The organism is Celerinatantimonas diazotrophica, assembly GCF_004339545.1.
GTDB lineage: Bacteria > Pseudomonadota > Gammaproteobacteria > Enterobacterales > Celerinatantimonadaceae > Celerinatantimonas > Celerinatantimonas diazotrophica.
The window spans coordinates 432,744-449,053 of record NZ_SMGD01000011.1; the positions used below are offsets into that span (position 1 = coordinate 432,744).

A 16,310-nucleotide genomic window follows, 5' to 3' on the forward strand; every position below is an offset into this window, starting at 1 on the left:
AATAAAAATAGACCGCTAAAAAAAGAGACAAAAACATGCCTATTCCCCCGTTGCGGGGGAATGACTGTGCAGTGTGATTAAAGCTGTTTTAAGCCCAATACATCGCTCATATCGTAGCAACCGTTTCCTTTACCACTTAACCAAACTGCCGCTCGTACAGCGCCTTTAGCAAAGGTCATCCGGCTCGACGCTTTATGCGTAATTTCAATACGTTCACCAATATCGGCAAACATAGCCGTGTGCTCACCGACAATGTCGCCCGCGCGAATCGTCGAAAAACCAATGGTTTGACTATCGCGCTCCCCGGTGTGACCTTCACGGCCATAGACCGCCACCTCTTTGAGATCCCGCCCCAATGCATCCGCAATCACTTCACCCATTGCCAACGCGGTCCCAGATGGCGCATCGACTTTATGGCGGTGATGAGCTTCGGTAATTTCAATATCAGTGTACTCCCCCATCACTTTGGCGGTCAGCTTGAGTAACTGCAGCATCACGTTTACCCCAATACTCATATTAGGCGCCATCATGATCGCTGTGGTCTCGCTCGCTTGCTGGATCTGTTCCTTTTGCTCATCACTAAAACCAGTGGTACCAATCACCAATTTTTTACCGGCTGCTTTCGCCCAATGCAAGTTATTCATAGTCACTTCTGGACGCGTAAAATCAATAATGACATCAATGCTGTCTTGTACAGCATCTAAATTATCAACGATCAACACCCCATGCTGACCTAAGCCAGCCAATTCTGGGCCATCTAAACCCACTGTATCAGAGCCAGGACGCTCAACGACCGCCCCTAAAGTCGCACTTTCGTGTTCTAATACTGCCTGCTGTAAGACTCTGCCCATCCGGCCATTACATCCTACAATCGCAATGCGCACCTTCGACATAATCCTTCTCCTCATTCAAGAATCGCTAAAAATCTGCCCATGTATTTATTGCTCTGGCAGCTCTTATAATCAACTTTTAGACTCACCACTAACGCCAACGAAATCGCCAGGCTCCAAGCCCTAAACACACCACCGTAAATACCGCTACATAAGCAAGCCCCAGCCAATCGCTGGCTGACATGGTTCCAAAAAGCATCTGCTGGCGGGCACTATGAATAACCTGAGTTAACGGCAATAGATCCGCAACATATTTTAACCAGTGCGGAGCCCCTTCCAGAGAAAACCAAACTTGTGAAAGGAACATCATTGGCCACGAGATTAGATTCACCAGTCCAGCGGTTAACTCTTCACTTTTTGAGCGACTGGCGAGCAACAATCCTAAACTAATCATGGATGTTGCACCTAACATAAATATAACAAATAACACCAACACACTACCACGCATCGTCAAATGCAGAAACAGTGTGGCGCAGATAAACAAGATCACGGTAATGGCCATAATCAGCACCAATCGTGAACAAACTTGGGCTAGCAAAAACTCAATCGGGCGAACCGGGGTCGCGCTCAGTCGTTTTAACACCCCGTTTTTGCGATACCGAACAATGGCATATCCTACGCCCCACAAACCGCTAAACATAACGTTCATCCCCAACACTCCGGGCAAAAACCAGTCGACATAGCGAATAGGCCTAGATGAAAGTTTAGCTGTCGTTAGCGGCACTTTAACCACGCCTTCCAATACTTTTTCGGCCATTACACTTTTAGGGGATTTAGGGTTTACCCAATATCGGTTATGGCTTGGATCCACAACCAAGTCCAACTGATGACGCGCCAAATGTTTTTCGGCTTGCTTCTGGTCGGTATAATGATCAAAACTCAGATAAGGGGTGTTCCACAGAGGCTGCCATTGGCTTTGTTGCTGCCACTTGCCTACCACACCAATCTGATATTGCACCTTGCCTTGACCAGAGAAAAACACAGAAAACCCCACCAGTAATGCCAATGGGAAAAATATATTCCAAATAAGAGAGCTGCGATCACGAATGGACTCGAGATTACGAGCCTGAAAAAGCGCCCAAATTCTATTGAACATACTAGCTCCTCAATGAACGCCCAGTAAGATTTAAAAACAGATCATCTAGATTAGGACGCTGGATTTGAATATCCCCCAATTGCAAACCGGCTTGTTGCAACTGCTCAATTTGAGCCTTAACATTATTGCTCTTCCAGCGACACCAACCATATTGGTGCTCACAACCAATCCCAAGCGTATCCAATAACGGCTCATAGTCAGCACTCACACTGAGATAAATCCCCGGAATATGTTGATCCAATAGGTTTTGCGGTGTATCTCGCGCAATAAGTTGGCCTTGATCGACGATGCCAATTTCATCGCACAGATAATGGGCTTCATCCATGTAGTGAGTCGTCAATAACACCGTCTTACCCGATGCTTTTATTTGCTCAACTAGCTTCCAGAAATTAAGCCGAGCCTGAGGATCAAGCCCCGTTGTTGGTTCATCTAAAAAAAGGAGTTGTGGATCATTAATCAAGGCAATCGCTAGCAGCAATCGCTGGCGCTGACCACCTGAGAGTTTATGGGTGTCTTGCTCAGCAAGTTCATCGAGCTGACAACGCTGCAACAGTTCTCGTTCTGGTAGCGGTGATTCATACAAACGAGAGAATAATTTCAAGGTTTCCAATACATTTAAACGCTCTTGCAACGCAGTATTTTGAAACTGAATACCAATCAGTTGACGAAAAGTGGATGAGCGAGGCTTACCATGAAACAAAATCTCACCTTCATCTGGAGCTAAAACTCCTTCAAGCATTTCAATGGTCGTCGTTTTACCGGCTCCATTTGGCCCGAGCAGGCCAAAACACTGGCCCCCTTTCAGCGAAAAACTGATCCCATCAACCGCGACCTTGTTGTCAAAGCGTTTAGTTAACCGCCGTACCTGTAAAATATCTACCATAACGTCCCTTTGCCGAATCACCCGTGTGAGCATACCAAAACTCAGAGTAATGTGCGCGCAAAGGCTGATTCTCCATTTTCTTTACCCATAAAAAAGCCGCCCTGACAAGAGGCGGCTTTCAAAGCGAGGTGGGATTACATCACACCTAACAATTCAACTTCAAATACCAGTGCCGAATAAGGTGCAATCGCAGCGCCTGCCCCCTGAGAACCATAAGCCAGTTCCTGCGGAATATACAGTTTCCATTTGTCACCGACTTTCATATTCTGCAGTGCTTCAGTCCAACCTTTAATCACGCCATTAACTGGGAACTCAATCGGTTCACCACGTTGCACTGAACTGTCAAATACTGAGCCATCCACCAGAGTCCCGTGATAATGAACACGAACTTTATCTTTCTCACTTGGTGTTGCGCCATCCCCGGATTCAACTACTTCATATTGCAGACCACTGGCGGTTACCTGCACTTCAGGGCGTTGCTGATTCTGAGCTAAGAACTGCTCACCAGCTTCTTTGTTTTCTTTGTGCTGTTCAGCCTGCTTGGCTTCAATTTTGGATGTAATCTGTTCAAATGCAGCGGCGATTAAAGACTCATCAACAGCCGGAGACTGACCAGTCATCATGTCGCGGATCCCGTTTAACATCGCTTCTACGTCAAGTCCGTCAAAGGCGGCCTGCTTGATCTGCTGACCAATCTGCATGCCGTAGCCATAGCTCGCCTGCGCTTCAACGCTGTTATACTGTTCGCTCATAAAATTTTCCTTTGCTTGCGCTTTAAAAAGGCCAGACTAACAAAATTAACGGGTAATTTCGCCCTCTTTTCATACTCAACACACTTTATGGGTCAAAACGCCATTAGTTTGCTGAATGAGTTTTCGTCTGAACAACCTGCCCCGTATTCGGATCGAGAATGAGTGGCTGAGCCTGTCTCTTTGTAAAATCAAATAAACTTAATAGTGAGCCAGCATCAGCGACATCCCCTTGCGAAAGGGTTCCTAATCGCCAGTTGTTCTCAATAAAACGAATGATAGAGCGCTGATCTAACAAATGATGATCCACATAATTGACTCTGGCATATGGCGAAATCGCCAAAAATGGCACTCTGGGACCAAATCCCTGTTGTCCTTTCTGGTTACTATTGGCATTTTTCAACGGATTAACATGATCATAAAACCCACCGGAATCAGTATAAGTAATCACAATGGCCATGTGTTTCCACTGCGGTAACTTCTGCAATTGATTAATTATTTTTACCAGAAATTTTTGCTCATCCAATGGGCTGGAATAATCAGCGCCCCCATTACTTGCTGATTTCGCTTTGATAAAGCTGACCGCTGGTAATTGATCCTTTTTAGCTAACTGATAAAACACTTTAAGATCATATTGGTGGTTGGCTTGATCTGCAGAACCTACCGAAGCTAAATGATATGGACTTAAATGATGTGGATTCGCTGTAGATTCAAAATACTGAAATGGATTTAAATGCGGCAGATAATCAAAAGAACGCTTACCAAAGGCATTCTTACTTTTACTATCACAGCGGGCCACTTCATTTTTCACACTCGTTGGCGCAAATCCGCCCTGAAACCACCCCCAACTCACATGATGCTTATCGAGCAGATTGCCGATATTTTGCCCACTTAAGTACACTCGCCCGTCCCGAATCGTCGGGGCCAATAGCGCATTTTGCGCATTTTCAATGTGATCATACGAACAGTCATCAAAACGTGGATCAAAATCATCGGTGATCTGTTTAGCCATTAACCCTCTGGTATCATCGGGCCATGCTGGGCCACTACGCGCCGCAATTAAATTAATCGCCCCTGTCGTAGCAGCACCAAAATCCAACGTATAAAAGTTATCACTCATGGCATAGTGCTGTGCATAATTCCACAGCGCCGTGACCGTATTACCATCGTAATAACCCATCACCTGACGCGTACATGCTTTCGATGTTTTGTTAGCCGTATTCTGAACAAACTTATCGACTAAGCCGCCATCATAAGCGCTAATTTTTGCATCATATTGACTATTTTGCGCGCAAGGAACGATGGCCCGGCTTAACCGATAGGGCGCGATTTGATTCGGATTATGCCTCAGTAAAGCCTTTGACAATCCGTTGACAGGGGGCGTGTTCTGCTGTGCATGAAAAACACGCTCGCCTTTACGATTCTGAGCCTTGGGATAAGTAGCAAAATAACGGTCAAACGATGTGCCTTCATCCACGATCACCACCAGATGCTTAATGGGAGTGGTCGTAGCACGAGTCTGCGACCAAACCTGTGGGGCATTTGGATCTTTTGCAGCACATCCTTGCAAAAGGACACCCAATAAGCAGCCAGCCAACGAAAATTTAAAGGTATTCATGTGCAATCTACATCGTCCAATTTGAATAAGAAAGATATCAATAATTGGCACTAATGATAACAAGCTTAATCTCATGAACAAACATAAATTGCTCTCAATCGCCTTAAGCTATTTAAGCTTGCTGTTTGCACTTGTTCACAACTAAGTCATCTATCGCTTCATGGCTTTTGATTAAAATCAAACATCGAGCGCAACGAGTGAGCATAGCGATCAGGCGTAGCTTGTCCCAAGTAGCCCAGCTGCCAGTTCGTTTCAATGAAGCGCAAAACTGAACTTTGATCGAGCATCTTGTGCTCAACATAGTTATGTTTAGCCCATTTGGAGATCACTAAAAAAGGCAACCTTGGCCCGTAGCCATTGCCTAACATCGATTTAGCGGCGCGAGGAGGCGTGATATGGTCGTACCAACCGTTGGCACTGCTCCACTCCAGCATCACTGCGGTTGTAGACCATTGCTTAGTGTTTTTAAGATGACTTATCACTTGGCGCAAAAAAGCTTGCTCATCTAGTGGCGAAGAGGTTCCCACATGACCGTTATGAGCATGATCAGCGAACACAAAACTGACCGCAGGCAACTGGTTATGTTCAGTAGCCCACCACAGCAGTGACAAATCATATTGGTGATGTGCGGGACCATCATTGCCTAAATTAGCATGACTCTTGGGCGGCACATGGTGCCTATTTGCAGTTGATGCGAAATATTGAAAGGGATCGTCGTTACTGCGATAAGCCGCTACTAAGGATCCCGCCTGATTCATGACTCGCTTATTCATAACTATTGTGCCATCAGCGCGATATGAACTGGGTTTAAATCCACCAATAAAGGCGCCCCAACTCACCTGATGGGCGCTTAATAGATCACCAATATTAGGGCGTTGTAATGATACTTTAAAGCGTCCTTTAGAAGCATCATCATAAAGCGGCGGATTATTCCCCAGCAGTTCATCTTTATAACTAACCCCCGGTAAGACTTTTGGCATGATTCCTTGATTCACCCCAGCAATAATGTCTATCTGCCCTCCGGTGACAGTTGCATACTCGCTGGCAAAAAAGTGATCGGCTAATGCATAGTGTTGGGCATATCCCCATATCGCACTGAGCGTATTGCCATCATAATAGCCCATCACCGACTGCGGAAAACAACCATCGTCATTGATCGCATTCGGTCCCTGATCTTCCTGCCAGATAAACATATTATTGAGACCGTGGTTATAGGCACGCTGTTGTGCAATTACGCCATAGCCAAGGTCACAGGTCGGCTGACCAGGCGCCATTCGATAGGGGTTGGTGAGGTTCGGATTATGTGTCAGTAACGCTGGAGTAAAACCAGCCACTGCCGGTGTATCTTTACGCGCATGAAAAGCCACTTCAGTCGGATTATTCTGCGCATGAGGGTAAATACCAAAATAGCGATCAAAACTTTCATCTTGGAGCACCACGACCACCACATGCTTAATTGGCGTCTGCGTAGCCACCGCTTCGGCCATAGCAGCCCTAGCAAATGAGCTAACCAAGAGCAGCGATACGAGCCAACCACGTTTAATACCCACCATGTTTGCCTGTTCCTAAATAATCAAATTGGTAATGGCGCACAAATGGCTGCCACCATGGATAAACGCCTTTTTGCGCTTCGCTCAGCAAAAACATCCCATGATCACTGGGTGGCTGATAATAGTTGGTCAGCCGGTAATGCCCGGGACCATCGAGTTTGATATTCATTCCATAGTGCGGTCCGCCCTGTGCAACCATCGGCAAATAATCACCTTCATCGCGCCAATTCGAGCCGTCTTTCGTGAGCACAAAGTGAATTTTAAGCCCTGGGATCCAAGCTGTGGCTGGGAATCCTTGCGGATTTCCTGGCAACGCATGAACATCCGTTTCAAGATGGATGTCAGCGTGTTTAGGCATGCCTTTTTTCTTAGGTGACATAATGACCCCTTGAATATAACTGGCGCCAACCTTCATCCCATGGATACCGATATCGGGACCGAATACGACATCCATTGCCATAATCTGTCCCGAAAACAATGCGGTGATGAGCAACAAGCAGAAACGGATCATTGTTGAACTCCCTGTAATGCAGTGATAGCGACGATTTGCCCATTGGCAGCAACCTGCATCTGATATTTATGTATAAATGGATGCCACCAAGGTGCTACGCCAGTGGCTTTATCTATATGGCGATAAAAGCCATTGTGCTCAGGCGAAATATAATGAATCGTCAGAAAGTAACGTCCGGGTTGCGTGAGCTGAATGACATGGCCATACTCGGGCCCAGTTAACGTCAGTCGCATCGGCAGTTGTCCCTGAGTTTGCGCTTTAGTAGCTAAACGCTTTAAGTGATAACTCACCTGACAATAGGGAATAAAATCGTTGGTAATAAAGCCATTTGGGTTATAGGCCTGTGCTTTTAGACGAGTCCATAACACCCAATGGTTAGTTTCAAAACGAATGCCTGATTGAATATGCATACCATCTTGATCACTAGATGAAAGCGTCACCGACTGTTTGGCTAAAACGCCACTTGAGAACAAAACCAACATGAAACTGACGCAATAAATAAAATAACGCATGATTTAACCAATCAACTCATAGTAAACGAAGGAAAAATAGTCCACATCGTGGCAACGGCCAGCAACAGACAGCCAGCCAGCACTGATACCCAAGCCAAAAGTAATGGCCGTACCGGTAACTGATACTGCTTAAGCCAACCGTTTGCATTAAACACATTAAATGAAAAAGCAATGACCAACAGAATGAGTAAGATAATGATCTCACTTGGCCCGATAACCACTTTCAGTGAACTGAATAATGCAGTCCCTAAACCGAGCAAAATCCCCAGCATCGCTAGGGGAGCCAACTGATAGCCAAACAAACTCATGCGCTCGATCAGGGTTCCTGAATGAATCTTCTCTAGTGATTTAGCCCCAAAGTAACTACACCCAATTAAGAACAGCGCGAATAAAACAGCGACAGAGCACATAAATGAACTAATTGCGATAAAATCCAGCCACATATAGTGCTGTCCCAGAACATCACTTTCATTCATTAACCAACTAGGGCCTGGCCTCAACGCCCATAACCAGTGATGCGCTAATGCCCAATGCCCCAGCGCTTGACGCCAGCTGACGAACCAGGGGGAACTGGGCCAAACAAATCCTGCAATAGCAAGCCCTGGCGCTAACCAGATAAACCAAAGTTCAGAAAAACACGGGGCATGTTGCTCAATATGGGCGACCTCAGAGCCGACCTCTCGCACCTCAATCGCCATTCCACCGCGAGATTGCGGCTTAACACAGCGCATACATTTAATACAGTGACGTGAGCTTTGTTTCGAGCGCAGTTCAATATTGGTCGGGCACATACCGTCATCACGATAACCTTCTGCCCCGCCGCTAGGCTGCTTGGCGAAAACATTCAGCCGACCGAGCCTAGAAAAAACTCCAAGGACTGAACCAATCGGACACAAGTGACGACACCAAACTCGCCGGCCCCGCCCTTTTTCAGAGCCGAATAACAGACCACAGCCAATCGCGAGCGCGAAAATAATGCCAAACAACACCAATGCGGCATGCAGGTCATCACGCACATCGAGAGTCTGAGCCCAAATGGTCACGATTAAAAAGCTGCAAGCGGTCGTCATTGGATGTTTCAGCCAGCGCGGTAAACGAACATGAGCGCCCAGATGACTGACCCATTCGCTGGTTGCGCCCAATGGACAAAAAAAGCCACACCAAAGTCGTCCTACCAGCAAAACAGATAGCAATGTCCCGGGGTACCAGATCGCCCATAAAGCCCATTCGCTAAAAAGCTGCGCGTTATTCCACGGGGTTTGCCAGGCGTACTGAGGCACCGTCAAAAACAGAGGAACAATCAATAACGCCGCCAAAGCAACTAACATAACCAACTGGAAATAACGCGTATAACGAGCCAGTTGGACAAATTTCTGGCTCAATTTTGCTTGAAGAACACGCACATGACCCTCCTAAGTTTCAGCCAGAGTTGTTAAGCTCTGACTGAAACCAGTACCACTAACTAAGAGGCTTTTTCACCGGTTTTAACATTCAAGAAAATAGGTTTGGCTTTGCCACCATCTTTAAAGTCAAACATGTTATTGAGAACCCCGGCATGTGAATCCATCGAGTTTTTCAAACGACCTAAGTGCCAATTATCTTCAATGAAGCGAATGATTGAACTCTGCCCTGTCAATGTGTGATCAACAAAGTTCTGTTTGGCATAAGGTGAGATCACTAACAATGGCAACCGTGGACCATAACCTGCACGTCCCGTTTGATTAGCAAAGTGGTTTTTAGGTGGCATAACGTGATCGTAATAACCGTCCGAATCATCATAAGCGATGATAATCGCCATGTTTTTCCACTGCGGTAGTTTTTCCAAGCGGTTAATCGTGCGAACCAAAAAGTGCTGCTCATCGATTGGGTTTGAATAGCCAGCATGGCCATCTTCAATACCTTTGGGTTTCAAAAAGCTTACAGCAGGTAAATTCCCCATCCGCGCCGCTTTCCAGAACGTTTTTAAACTGTACTGATGGTTAGCTTGGTCAGTTTGCCCAACTTTAGCGATACTCGTTGGTGGCAAATGGTGAGGGTTGGCGGTGGACTGATAATACTGGAAGGGTTCGTGATGCGGTATGTAATCGGATTTTTCTCCGCCAAAAACATTGGTACTTTTAGCGCCACAACGGGCCACACCATTATGGTAACTGGTCGGGTCGAACCCGCCTTCAAACCAACCCCAGCTGACTTTGTTGGCATTTAACAAATTCCCGACATTCTGCCCTTTGACATAAACTAAGCCATTCTGCACAGATGTAGCCAATTCAGCCCCTTTCGCTTTTTCCACATCTTTATATGAACAGTCATCAAAGCGGGGATCAATATCGGTGACCAGATTGCCCTGTTCCACACCTGGGGTTGTCAAAGGATAAGTGGGGCCTGTTTGCCCGGCAACCAAGTTCAATGCACCCGGAGTCGATGGGCCAAAGATAGTACCGTATGAGTTATCACTCATTGCAAAGTTCTGAGCATAATTCCACAGTGCCGTGACCGTATTCCCATCGTAATAGCCCATCACCTGACGCTGACATTGTCGAGAACTCTTGTTCCCTGTGGCACTGACGAATTGATTCACGAGTCCCCCATTATAAGCGTCTTGTTCCGCTTCATAACCATGGTCTTGATCACACGGCTCCTTATTTCGCACCATCCGAAATGGATTATATTGATTTGGATTATGCGTCAATAACTCCGGAGTCAACCCATTCACCGCTGGCGTATCCGCCTTGGCATGAAAGGCCGGCTCACCTTTAGGATTCGTGGCGTGTGGGTAGGTTCCAAAGTAGTGATCAAAGGAAATATTTTCGTCAAAAATCACCACCACATGCTTAATCGGTGTGGCCGTTTTTTTGGGTTGAGTCCAAGCATTTGTGGTTGAACTCGGATCGGCACATCCCTGTAAAAGACCTGCAACAGCTAGCGCCAATAATGATAATTTGCAAAGCTTCATGAAAATCGTCCGTCTTTAAGAATAAATTAGTTTGAGGCTCAAACTAAACTAGTCTTCGAAGATGACAATAAAGTGAACGTCAAGATAGGCTTTACATTAGTTTACAATGTAAAAATTGCAGAAAATATAACTGACCTGAGGCATAAAAAATCCAGCACTGATGGCTGGATTTTTTAATGGGCGATGAACTCACGACGCGACTATTTAGTCAGATCATCAAAAAACTTCTTCACGCCGTCAAGGAAACCTTCAGAACGGGGTTTGTGTTGTTGTTTTTTGCCAGATTTTGTCGCTGTTCCATCAAGAGATGCCTCAAACTGATGCAACAAATCTCGCTGTTCGTCATTTAATTTCACTGGCGTTTCGATCACAACTTTACAAATCAGATCGCCAATACGGTTTGAGCGTACCGACTGCACGCCTTTACCGCGAATACGCAACATCCGTCCCGTCTGTGTTTCAGCGGGGATCTTAAGTTTAACGCGGCCATCAATCGTCGGCACTTCAAGTTCACCCCCTAATGCCGCTTGGGTGAAACTAATTGGCACTTCACAATAAAGATTGTTTTCATCACGGGTAAAAATAGGATGTTCTTTAACATTTACCTGAACATACAGGTCACCTGCTTGAGCACCGTGTTCCCCGGCTTCACCTTCACCCGATAACCGAATTCTATCGCCAGTATCTACGCCTGCTGGGATCTTAACAGAGAGTTTTTTGTTCCGCTCATAACGGCCTTCACCATGACATTTCGAACATGGGTCTTTGATAATTTTACCGCTACCATGACAGGTTGGACACACCTGTTGAACCGCAAAAAATCCTTGGCGCATCTGAACCTGACCATGCCCATGACAAGTTGGGCAAGTTTTGACGTCAGAGCCTGATTTTGCACCACTGCCATTGCATTGTTCACAATGCACCATGGTTGGAATGTAGATCTCTTTGTTTATTCCACGAACAGCCTCTTCCAGCGTGAGTTCCATATTGTAACGAAGATCTGCCCCACGTTGTGGACCGCGACCACCGCCACGACGGCCTCCGCCAAAGATATCACCAAAGACATCACCGAAGATATCACCGAAATCAGCTCCGCCACCGAAACCACCCGCACCCGCGCGGTTTGGATCGACGCCATCATGACCGAACTGATCGTATGCCGCACGCTTTTGCGGATCACAGAGCACTTCGTAAGCTTCACTTACTTCTTTAAATTTATCTTCAAGTGCTTTATCACCCTTAGTGCGGTCAGGATGATACTTCATAGCCATACGTTTGTAGGCCTTTTTGATTTCTCGCTCGCTGGCATCTTTGCTGATACCTAGCACTTCATAGTAATCTCGTTTCGACATAATGACTTTAACTGTTGTGAAAAAGCAAACGGGCGCTGTAAAACTACAACGCCCGCATTCTATAGGAGAGGGAAGTCAGGCGATATTATTTTTTATCGTCGTTCACTTCTTCAAACTCCGCATCAACAACATCGTCGCCACTATTCGCGGATTGCTGTTGCTGACCTTGCTCGCTACCACCTTGAGCAGCCTGCGCTTTCTGCTGGGCAATTTCCATCAGTTTGGATGAAACTTCAACGACGGCCTGTACTTTGGCGTCAATTTCAGCTTTATCTTCACCACGAGAAGCACTTTCAAGCTCACTAACCGCTTTCTCGATTTTCTCTTTTTCATCGCTTGGCAGAGCATCGCCTGCTTCTTCGACCTGTTTACGAGTACTATGGACCAATGCATCAGCTTGGTTACGAGCACTGACCAGCTCTTCGAATTTCTTATCGTCATCCGCGTGAGCTTCAGCATCAGAAACCATTTTGCTGACTTCATCATCAGACAAACCTGACGATGCATGAATAGTAATCTGCTGCTCTTTACCCGTGTCTTTATCTTTAGCAGACACATGCAAGATACCGTCAGCATCCACATCGAAGGTCACTTCGATTTGTGGCACCCCACGTGGCGCTGGACGAATACCTTCAAGGTTGAACTGTCCCAATGATTTGTTATCACCGGCACGTTTACGTTCACCCTGGAGGACATGAACAGTAACAGCACTCTGGTTATCATCAGCCGTTGAGAACACCTGCGATTGTTTCGTTGGGATCGTGGTGTTTTTCTCAATCACTTTGGTCATTACGCCGCCCATGGTTTCAATCCCAAGAGACAGTGGTGTAACATCCAACAGCAGTACGTCAGTTTTATCACCTGAAAGTACGCCACCTTGAATTGCAGCGCCCATGGCAACCGCTTCATCAGGGTTCACATCTTTACGAGGTGCTTTACCGAAGAACTCACTAACAACTTTCTGTACCAGTGGCATACGAGTTTGCCCACCAACCAGAATCACTTCGTCTACTTCAGAAACTGACAAGTCAGCATCTTGAAGAGCCACACGCATCGGTTCGAGTGATTTCTGAACCAGATCTTCAACCAAAGATTCCAGTTTGGCACGAGTCACTTTAATATTTAAGTGTTTCGGACCAGATGCATCAGCAGTGATGTATGGCAAATTCACATCGGTTTGCTGGGCTGAAGACAGTTCAATTTTTGCTTTTTCAGCCGCTTCTTTTAAGCGCTGCATCGCGAGTGGGTCATTGCGAATATCAATCCCCTGCTCTTTATTAAATTCGTCAACCAGATAGTTAATCATCCGGTTATCAAAGTCTTCACCACCTAAGTGAGTGTCACCATTGGTTGCCAACACTTCGAACGTTTTTTCGCCGTCAACTTCATCGATTTCAATAATCGAGATATCGAATGTCCCACCACCTAAATCATAAACTGCAACAGTGGTATCACCTTTGACACTATCAACACCGTAAGCAAACGCAGCAGCGGTTGGTTCGTTGATAATACGTTTCACATCCAAACCTGCGATTTTACCCGCATCTTTGGTTGCCTGACGCTGTGAATCGTTAAAGTAAGCAGGGACCGTAATAACGGCTTCTGTCACTTTTTCACCGAGATAATCTTCGGCAGTTTTTTTCATTTTTTTCAGCACTTCAGCTGAAATCTGTGGCGGTGCTTTTTTATCGCCCTTAGCAGAAACCCAAGCATCACCATTATCAGCTTTAACGATATCGAAAGGCATAATTTTGATATCGCGCTGAACTTCGTCATCTTCAAAACGACGGCCGATTAAACGTTTAATCGCAAACAAGGTATTTTGCGGGTTAGTAACAGCCTGGCGTTTTGCAGGTTGACCAACCAATGTTTCACCATCGTCTGTGAATGCGATAATCGAAGGCGTAGTGCGATCCCCTTCAGCGTTTTCAATTACCTTTGGCCGATCGCCATCCAAGATAGCGACACATGAGTTTGTGGTTCCCAGGTCGATACCAATAATTTTACCCATATTGATGTCTCCAAATTCGGTACTAATTGACTTTGCAAAATAAGATGGGGCCCGGATTTATCTTTTCAAGGGAAAATCTAAAAAAATTTCATTTTATGCTGCTCCCCTAACGCGACCAAATAGACTTAACCGACATCGGGATGGTAAAAGGCAATGCTTAAGCGGGTATAGAGATCTCTTTATTTTATTATAACTATTTGATTAAAAATGAATTTAATAGCTGCATTAAGCAACTATATAAGCTAAACAGACTGACCCGAAAGATTTTGCTCTTAGCAGGAGAATTTTTTACCAAGTCGACGTTTAAGCACTCTGAATCATCACAAACTTAAGTAAAAAGATGAAAAGAGATAAGAATGCAACAGACATTGCGTTATAAATAATTATAGAAATGCGATTCATTCTCTCGCAAGAGGAATCAACCGTTGCTCATTGAACAAAACTCAATTGGCCCTCTCGATGAGAGTTTTAATTTTTAATATAGTTTAGCGCGCTAGATCATACGCTAAATTCCTTTTCCAATTTTGACATACAGAATTTGGAGTGTGTTATGCCAGCAAACCATCTAGATCCCTCACTGAACTTTGACTTTGGGACATCAGGATGTCCAGCCAGCGACGCCATTAAAGCTCGTTCATTAGCGATTAATGATTATTTGGCACAGATGAAAGTCATCGAAAATGATAATAAGGCGACCGAGAACACCGCCATCATGATCACTAAATTTCGCAAAATATATTACGATTCACATGGCTGGAATCACGAGTTAATCCGAGGTACAGAAGATATTCCGCCGTTTGCAACCAGCAAGGCGACTCAAGCTCTAAAGCGAAGCCACGAAGTCCTCACTAATAACAAGCAAGATGCGTATGATTTTGCCCATCTCTTTGCCATTATGGATGCCAGTAATCACAACGGACCACTAACACCGCTGCCCGAAAAAGTATTAGAAAGCACCACCCTTTTGGCAAAATTTTTAAAGCAAATTGCGCCAACGGTGGATGATCGATTGATGGCAGCAGGTTGGCTCGGTGATCTCTCTGAGATTGTTGGCAACTTCTATATTAATGATTACAAAAAAGAAAACAAAACCAAACAACAAATCATTGACCAATTTGGCGCAGGTTATAAAACTATCGCTAACGTTGATGGCCAAACTATCGTTAACCATTACCAACTATCAGACAAGCAAAGTGAGCCCGTCTCGCAAATCCTAAGTGACTATTTCTCTAACGTAAAACCCAGCTTAAATCCGTATAAGATTTTTGCCAGCACCATAGGTTTGAAGTTTGGCGGTACAGAATTTACCAATGCAGCGTCATGGCTCACGAAGCAAGAGAAAAACTTGCGGACCTGCACAGCATTTTATCTTTTTGAGTCACTCGGATTTCAGTTTGATTTTGACCAAAAATTACTCGACACATTAATGCACGATGTCGAAGATGCGCTCAATAATCTCGATATCCGACCTCAGGAAGAAACCGCCTTAAAAGAGATCCGAGCACGACTGCACGTATCAGACGAAAGTAAAGTATTCGATAAAGATTTAATGATCATAACGATTTGCACGTTAATTTGGCTCGGTTTTTATAACCACCTTCTTGCAATCACCCCGCTGCTAAGCGCTTATTTGAGTGGACTACAAACAGCAATCAGCTATGCCGATGCAAAATTGAAGGCATAGATCAGACCATCACCGCTGTTCGGCCAACCTGACTTCATTCACTCAGCCATTAAGGTGTGTTGTAAACAACACACCTTAATTCTAGTCAGATTATTTCGCTGCTTTTAATTGCGCTAATAATTGAGTATTGATTTTACCCGTTACTTTATGATGGTGATCTTTCTGGAATTGACGAACAGCAGCCCGAGTTCGTTTACCGTTGAAGCCGTCAATTTTACCCACTTTATAACCTAAGCGATGTAATTGACTCTGGATCTCTGAAACTAGCTTATGTGATTCGGCATGCATTTTATGTTTATGCATCGTTGGTTTAGTAACCGCTTTATGCGCCATTGCTTTTTTTGCAACAGAGGTAGAAGGGGTTGCCGGTGTTTGACTTTGAGTCGCTGGAGCATTATCCGCTAATGCCAAAGGGCTGACCATCAATCCGAGTAACGCAGCAATCAATGTTTTTTTCATTTAGTAATTTTCCTTAATAAAAAGCTACCATGAACTAGCCCT

The 16,310-nt window shown here is 45.2% G+C and carries 14 protein-coding genes; 1 reads left to right on the forward strand and 13 read right to left on the reverse strand.

Annotated features, from left to right (window positions below; translation table 11 throughout):
- Window positions 1–77: 77 nt before the first annotated feature.
- The 12 genes from dapB to dnaK form a co-directional block, all read right to left on the reverse strand.
- Window positions 78–893: a 4-hydroxy-tetrahydrodipicolinate reductase gene (dapB, locus tag EV690_RS05065; protein WP_131911825.1), complete on the reverse strand. Its 816-nt coding sequence runs from the start codon at window positions 891–893 to the stop codon at window positions 78–80.
- Between the two features lie 88 nt (window positions 894–981).
- Window positions 982–1,986 carry an ABC transporter permease gene (locus EV690_RS05070; RefSeq protein WP_131911826.1) on the reverse strand — a complete coding sequence of 335 codons (1,005 nt, stop codon included), beginning with the start codon at window positions 1,984–1,986 and terminating at the stop codon, window positions 982–984.
- Window position 1,987: 1 nt separating this feature from the next.
- Complete coding sequence (locus EV690_RS05075) at window positions 1,988–2,869, reverse strand: ABC transporter ATP-binding protein (protein WP_131911827.1); 882 nt, start codon at window positions 2,867–2,869, stop codon at window positions 1,988–1,990.
- A gap of 134 nt (window positions 2,870–3,003) precedes the next feature.
- Window positions 3,004–3,621, reverse strand: coding sequence for an FKBP-type peptidyl-prolyl cis-trans isomerase (locus EV690_RS05080; RefSeq protein ID WP_131911828.1), 618 nt, complete (start codon window positions 3,619–3,621; stop codon window positions 3,004–3,006).
- Window positions 3,622–3,724: 103 nt separating this feature from the next.
- Window positions 3,725–5,236: an alkaline phosphatase family protein gene (locus EV690_RS05085; RefSeq protein WP_165872661.1), complete on the reverse strand. Its 1,512-nt coding sequence runs from the start codon at window positions 5,234–5,236 to the stop codon at window positions 3,725–3,727.
- A 158-nt stretch (window positions 5,237–5,394) separates the two neighbouring features.
- Window positions 5,395–6,789, reverse strand: coding sequence for an alkaline phosphatase family protein (locus tag EV690_RS05090; RefSeq protein ID WP_131911830.1), 1,395 nt, complete (start codon window positions 6,787–6,789; stop codon window positions 5,395–5,397).
- Window positions 6,776–7,297, reverse strand: coding sequence for an iron transporter (locus tag EV690_RS05095; RefSeq protein ID WP_131911831.1), 522 nt, complete (start codon window positions 7,295–7,297; stop codon window positions 6,776–6,778). Before EV690_RS05095 ends, EV690_RS05090 begins: the two co-directional genes overlap by 14 nt.
- Window positions 7,294–7,809 (reverse strand): iron transporter, encoded by a 516-nt coding sequence (locus tag EV690_RS05100; RefSeq protein WP_131911832.1) that lies wholly within the window; start codon window positions 7,807–7,809, stop codon window positions 7,294–7,296. The genes EV690_RS05095 and EV690_RS05100 overlap by 4 nt, the downstream gene beginning before the upstream one ends.
- An 11-nt stretch (window positions 7,810–7,820) precedes the next feature.
- Window positions 7,821–9,212: a 4Fe-4S binding protein gene (locus tag EV690_RS05105; RefSeq protein ID WP_131911833.1), complete on the reverse strand. Its 1,392-nt coding sequence runs from the start codon at window positions 9,210–9,212 to the stop codon at window positions 7,821–7,823.
- Between the two features lie 59 nt (window positions 9,213–9,271).
- Window positions 9,272–10,762, reverse strand: coding sequence for a phospholipase C (locus EV690_RS05110; protein WP_131911834.1), 1,491 nt, complete (start codon window positions 10,760–10,762; stop codon window positions 9,272–9,274).
- 200 nt (window positions 10,763–10,962) lie between these two features.
- The gene (gene dnaJ, locus EV690_RS05115) at window positions 10,963–12,114 is read right to left on the reverse strand and encodes a molecular chaperone DnaJ (RefSeq protein ID WP_131911835.1); all 1,152 of its coding nucleotides are present in this window, start codon (window positions 12,112–12,114) and stop codon (window positions 10,963–10,965) included.
- 85 nt (window positions 12,115–12,199) lie between these two features.
- The gene (gene dnaK / locus EV690_RS05120) at window positions 12,200–14,125 is read right to left on the reverse strand and encodes a molecular chaperone DnaK (protein ID WP_131911836.1); all 1,926 of its coding nucleotides are present in this window, start codon (window positions 14,123–14,125) and stop codon (window positions 12,200–12,202) included.
- A 550-nt stretch (window positions 14,126–14,675) separates the two neighbouring features.
- Here dnaK and EV690_RS05125 point away from each other — a divergent pair.
- Window positions 14,676–15,809 carry a hypothetical protein gene (locus EV690_RS05125; RefSeq protein ID WP_131911837.1) on the forward strand — a complete coding sequence of 378 codons (1,134 nt, stop codon included), beginning with the start codon at window positions 14,676–14,678 and terminating at the stop codon, window positions 15,807–15,809.
- A gap of 90 nt (window positions 15,810–15,899) precedes the next feature.
- On the opposite strand, the gene EV690_RS05130 is transcribed toward EV690_RS05125, so the two are convergent.
- Complete coding sequence (locus tag EV690_RS05130; RefSeq protein WP_131911838.1) at window positions 15,900–16,268, reverse strand: peptidoglycan-binding domain-containing protein; 369 nt, start codon at window positions 16,266–16,268, stop codon at window positions 15,900–15,902.
- Between the last annotated feature and the right edge of the window lie 42 nt (window positions 16,269–16,310).